Genomic DNA, 3447 nt, shown 5'->3' with positions numbered 1-3447 from the left:
TGGTAGTGCTCGTCCCATCGGGTAAGCGTGGCGCGCAGTTGCGCAACTTCGGCCTTGGCCTGTTGCGGGTTCCAGTGGGGGCATGAGGCAGCCCTGGCCAATGGGGTGTTCAGCGCAAATAGCAGGGCGAACAACAACAGGTACGGCATGGCCTGGCATCCTTGCATGGCGGGGAAGCGCTTAGCGTAGGCAGGTAGTGGGGCGGGCGGTGCGTGCAGTTGTCAGGTGATATTTCGCGGGTCCTCGTCTCCATTCCCGAAGCGGAGCAAGAAACGAGCGCGGCGCTCGATCTCTCGGGCGATGAAAATGCCGTGACAGGCACAAAAAAGCCCCTGCCGACGCTCGGCAGGGGCTTTCGTCTGGCGCTGTAGGAGGCTTACAGGCCGGCAGCGTCACGCAGCGACTGGGCGCGGTCGGTGCGCTCCCAGGTGAAGGTGGTGAAGGTGTCGTCGCCGACAGTCTTCTGCTGCGGGGTGCGGCCGAAGTGGCCGTAGGCAGCGGTTTCCTGATACATCGGGTGCAGCAGGTCGAGCATGGTGGTGATGGCGTATGGACGCAGGTCGAAGCACTCACGCACCAGCTGGATGATCTTGTCGTCGGAGACCTTGCCGGTGCCGAAGGTGTTGATCGAGATGGAGGTCGGCTGGGCCACGCCGATGGCATACGACACCTGGATCTCGCAACGCTCGGCCAGGCCGGCGGCGACGATGTTCTTGGCCACGTAGCGGCCGGCGTAGGCGGCGGAGCGGTCGACCTTGGACGGATCCTTGCCGGAGAACGCACCACCACCGTGGCGGGCCATGCCGCCGTAGGAGTCGACGATGATCTTGCGGCCGGTCAGGCCACAGTCACCCACCGGGCCACCGATGATGAAGTTGCCGGTCGGGTTGATGTGGTACTGGGTGCCCTTGTGCAGCAGTTCGGCAGGCAGCGTGTGCTTGACGATCAGCTCCATCACGGCTTCTTGCAGGTCTTTCTGCGAAACCTCCGGGTTGTGCTGGGTCGACAGCACCACGGCGTCGATACCGACCACTTTGCCGTTCTCGTAGCGGCAGGTGACCTGCGACTTGGCATCCGGGCGCAGCCATGGCAGCAGGCCGGACTTGCGCGCCTCGGCCTGGCGTTCTACCAGACGGTGCGAGAAGCAGATCGGTGCTGGCATCAGCACTTCGGTTTCGTTGCTGGCATAGCCGAACATCAGGCCCTGGTCACCGGCACCCTGGTCTTCCGGCTTGGAGCGGTCCACGCCCTGGGCGATGTCTACCGACTGTTTGCCGATGATGTTCATCACGGCGCAGGTGGCGCCGTCGAAGCCGACGTCGGAGCTGTTGTAGCCGATGTCGATGATGACTTTGCGCACCAGGTCTTCCAGGTCGACCCAGGCCGACGTGGTGACTTCGCCGGCGATGATGGCGACACCGGTCTTGACCAGGGTTTCGCAGGCTACGCGGGCGTATTTGTCCTGGGCGATGATGGCATCAAGGACAGCGTCCGAAATCTGGTCGGCGATCTTGTCCGGATGCCCTTCGGACACGGACTCGGAGGTGAAAAGGGAGTATTCGCTCATCTCGAAGGTTCCTGAAATTTACCGATGGTGTATGTCGCCAGCCGTCCGCTGAAAATGGCGGACCTGGATCTGGAAACCGTTACGCAAGCCCACGTACAGGCTGTCCGCATGGGCCAGCCCGGCAGCGTTGGCCCAGCGCGCCAGGTCATCCTGTTCGAAGCCCAGCCAGAGGTCGCCGCAGGCTTCGCGCGCCCACCCCTGGTCATGGCTGCACAGTTCAGTGACCAGCAGGCTGCCGCCTGCCTTCACCCGTTTGGCCAGCTGGCGCAAGGCCAGGGCCGGGTCGCTGAAATGGTGCAGCACCATGTTCAGCACAACGCAGTCGGCGGCCACATCCGTTGCACCCAGTGCATCGGCCAACTGCAGGTTCACGTTGTCGAGCCCTTCGCGCTGGCACACCTGGCGCGCAAGCTCGAGCATGGTAGGGCTGTTGTCCAAGGCGGTGACCTGGGCGAAGCGCCGGGCCAGGTCGGGCAGGAAGCCACCGTCGCCGGGCCCGACTTCCAGCGCGCTGGCGGCCGGGTCGAAATGCAGTTTGTCGAGCAGCGCCAGCAGGCTGTCGCGGTACTGCGGAAGGCCGGCGATCAGGTCCTGCTGGGCACGGAACTTCTCTTCCACGCGCAGGAAGAAGTCCTGGCTGGTGGCCGCCCGGCGCTGCTGTACATGGGCTATGCGCGCCTGCACATCGGGCGGCAGGGCCAGGTCGTCGACTTCTTCGAGCAGCGCCGCGTGCAGCCGCCCCCCCAGGCGCAGGCCATCGGGCAGGGCACGGCGGTAGAAGATGGCGTTGCCTTCGCGGCGGGTTGCCACGAGGTCGGCCTGAGCCAGCACCTTGAGATGATGGCTCATGCCCGACTGGCCGATGTCGAAGATCTGCGCCAGCTCCAGCACGCCGAACGAGTCGTTGGCCAGTGCGCGCAATACGTTCAGGCGCAACGCATCGCCACTGGCTTTGCACAGGGCGGCCAATGTTTCGCGTTGCTCGGGGATCGATTGCGCACGGAGGTTCATGGGGCGGCAGTCTAGACAGGCATCGATGCCCTAGCAAGGCCAATATCAAAAAGTTTTGATATTGGCGATGAGCTGCAAGCCGAAAGCCTCAAGTTACACGCTTTGGGGCGCCCGGAGTCGCGCACTGCTTCTTCAGTTGCGGCTTAAAGCTGGCGCTTGGCGCTTAAATGTTTGCCCCAAGCGCCCCCAGTGGGCGAAAATGGCCGCCTTTTTCGTGACACCACCTATTCAAGCCCCCTAGGAGATCAGCGATGCCCAGCCGTCGTGAACGTGCCAACGCCATTCGTGCCCTCAGCATGGATGCCGTGCAAAAGGCCAACAGCGGCCACCCAGGTGCCCCCATGGGCATGGCGGATATCGCCGAAGTGCTTTGGCGCGACTACCTGAAGCACAACCCGAGCAACCCGAAGTTCGCCGACCGTGACCGCTTCGTGCTGTCCAACGGCCACGGTTCGATGCTGATCTACTCGCTGCTGCACCTGACCGGCTACGACGTCACCATCGATGACATCAAAGGCTTCCGCCAGCTGCACAGCCGCACCCCGGGCCACCCGGAGTACGGCTACACCCCAGGCGTTGAAACCACCACCGGCCCGCTCGGCCAGGGTATCGCCAACGCCGTGGGCTTCGCCCTGGCAGAAAAAGTACTGGCTGCCCAGTTCAACCGTGACGGCCACACCATCGTCGACCACAACACCTACGTGTTCCTCGGCGACGGTTGCATGATGGAAGGTATCTCCCATGAAGTCGCCTCGCTGGCCGGCACCCTGGGCCTGAACAAGCTGATCGCCTTCTATGACGACAACGGCATCTCCATCGATGGCGAAGTGCACGGCTGGTTCACCGACAACACCCCGGCGCGCTTCGAG

The 3447-nt window shown here is 63.6% G+C and carries 3 protein-coding genes and 1 pseudogene; 2 read left to right on the top strand and 2 right to left on the bottom strand.

Annotation, left to right across the window (positions count from 1 at the left end):
* Positions 1-212 precede the first annotated feature (212 nt).
* Positions 213-371, top strand: coding sequence for a hypothetical protein (locus tag ACK59Z_RS25670; RefSeq protein ID WP_181318787.1), 159 nt, complete (start codon positions 213-215; stop codon positions 369-371).
* Positions 372-376: 5 nt separating this feature from the next.
* On the opposite strand, the gene metK is transcribed toward ACK59Z_RS25670, so the two are convergent.
* Positions 377-1567, bottom strand: coding sequence for a methionine adenosyltransferase (gene metK / locus ACK59Z_RS25665; protein ID WP_003249375.1), 1191 nt, complete (start codon positions 1565-1567; stop codon positions 377-379).
* A gap of 18 nt (positions 1568-1585) precedes the next feature.
* Entirely contained in the window at positions 1586-2578 is a 993-nt protein-coding gene (locus ACK59Z_RS25660; RefSeq protein WP_003249377.1) for a metalloregulator ArsR/SmtB family transcription factor, read from the bottom strand.
* 251 nt (positions 2579-2829) lie between these two features.
* Between ACK59Z_RS25660 and ACK59Z_RS25655 the strand changes: the two are divergent.
* Positions 2830-3447 (top strand): annotated as a pseudogene (locus ACK59Z_RS25655) (transketolase); the annotation flags it as partial.

Origin of the sequence: Pseudomonas sp. KCJK9058, from assembly GCF_046230975.1 — a bacterium.
Classification (GTDB): Bacteria; Pseudomonadota; Gammaproteobacteria; order Pseudomonadales; family Pseudomonadaceae; genus Aquipseudomonas; species Aquipseudomonas alloputida.
The sequence above is the reverse complement of the archived record's forward strand: the minus strand, read 5'-3'. Positions and strand labels throughout refer to the sequence as shown.